The sequence below is a fragment of the Streptomyces sp. KR55 genome (assembly GCF_052245645.1).
In the GTDB taxonomy this organism is placed as follows: Bacteria; Actinomycetota; Actinomycetes; order Streptomycetales; family Streptomycetaceae; genus Streptomyces; species Streptomyces flavusporus.
The window spans coordinates 1-1,854 of record NZ_JBQQCE010000859.1 but is presented as its reverse complement, the minus strand read 5'-3'; the positions used below and the strand labels follow the sequence as shown (position 1 = coordinate 1,854).

Here is a 1,854-nt window from a genome sequence, read left to right as displayed (position 1 = left end):
GTACAACGCGCCGACGCGGGGCGCGAGTTGCCCGGCCAGCTCGGGGGGCAGCGGTTCGCCGCCGCACAGCGCCCGCAGCGCCGGATCGCCGCTCCAGCCGGCGGCGAGCAGCATCTGCCAGGTCGTCGGGGTGGCCTGCAGGACGGTGGGCGCGGAGCGTTCCACGCGCTCGCACAGGGCGACGCCGTCGGCGGCCTCGGCGGCGGAGAGGACCTCCACGGTGCCGCCCCGCACCAGCGGCAGGTACAGCTCCAGGCCCGCGATGTCGAAGCACACGGTGGTCAGCGCGAGCAGCGAGTCCCGGGAGCCGAAACCGGGCCTGCGGGCCATCGTCCACAGGAAGTTGACCAGCGCCCGGTGGCCGACCTGGACGCCCTTGGGCAGGCCGGTGGAGCCGGAGGTGTAGATCACGTAGGCGGGAGTGTCCGGGTCGGAGCGGTCGAGGGGGGCCGCCGGTGGCCCGGCGGTGAGCGCGGTGGAAACCGGTACAGGGGTGACCGGGAACTCCGCCAGGGTGCCGCCCAGCGTCTCGTCGGTCACGACCAGTCGGGCGCCGGAGTCCTGGAGCATGTGGCCGATCCGGGCGGGCGGGTAGATCGGGTCGATCGGCACGTAGGCGGCGCCGGTGCGCAGGACGGCGAGCAGGCTGACCAGCAGTTCGGGCGAGCGCTCCAGGTAGACGCCGACGAGCGTGCCGGGGCCCGCGCCGAGGCCGGCGAGGTGCCGGGCCAGCCGGTCGGCGGCCTCGTCGAGTTCGCCGTAGCTGAGGGCGCGGTCCTGGAAGCGGACGGCGGTGGCGTCCGGTGCGGCGCAGGCGATGTCGGTGACCAGCCGGGTCACGGTCTCCTCGCGCGGATACTCCTCGTCGGTGTCGTTCCACCGGCCGAGCAGCAGCTCCCGCTCCTCGGGTGCGAGCAGGTCGGCGGTGCCGAGCGGGCGGTGGGGGTCGGCGGCGAGGGCGTCGAGGAAGGCGGCGAAGTGCCCGGCGAGCCAGCGCTCGTGGTCCGCGGTCAGTCCGGCGCCCGCGTGGAAGCCGACGGTTCCGTCGGCGTCGATGCGGACGGTCAGCGGCCGGTCACCCGGTTCGGCCGCGCCGCCGGGCAGTACGACGGCGACGGGCAGCCCGGTGCGGGCGGCGCCGGTCAGGTCCGGGTGGCGCAGGGGCACATCACGCCGGTACGGCGTGCGGTCCCGGAGTCCGTCGAGTGCGGTGCCGATCAGCTCGGTGAGGCCGGACAGGGTCAGGTCGAGCAGCCCTTCCGGGGCGTGCAGGGGCACGTCGGGCGCCAGGACGCGGGAGGCGGCCGGGGGGGCCGCCCGCGGGGCGGACACGGCGACGTGCCGCTCGTCGCCCCGGGTGAGCCGGGCGAGGAAGGCCAGGGCGGCGGCGAGGGCCGGCCGCTCGGGCTCCGTTCTCCGCTCGTGCAGGGCCTCGGGCAGCGGGACCGGGCCCGCCGGGCGGGCCACCGGGTTCAGCGGGCCGAACCTCGGCGGGAGCACCGGCCTCAGCGACCGCAGGGCGCGCAGCCAGCGGCGCTCCTGGCGGTGGGCGGCGCGGGCGGCCTCCGCGAGTTCGGCGACGGCCGCGTCGGGCAGGTGCGGGAAGCGGCCGCCGAGTTCCCGGGCCAGGGCGAGGGGGTCGAGCCGTTCCCCGGACAGGGCGGCGAGGTCGGTGAGGCGGACGTCCCGGTCGCCGGTGGCCACGGTGAGGGCGTCGGGGCCGGCGTCGACGACGGTGCCGGGCTCGGCGGTGGAGGGCCGGTCGGTGACCTCCACGGCGCGGACGGCCAGCAGGTCGTCGCCGCGGGCGAGCAGCGCCGTGCCGAAGTCGTTGCGGCGGCGCCCGAACGCGGT

At 77.3% G+C, this 1,854-nt stretch carries 1 protein-coding gene; it reads right to left on the bottom strand.

The genetic code is table 11. The features are described from left to right. On the bottom strand, positions 1–1,854 hold a 1,854-nt coding region (locus ACTWQJ_RS51015), incomplete at both ends, for an AMP-binding protein (protein WP_443313138.1).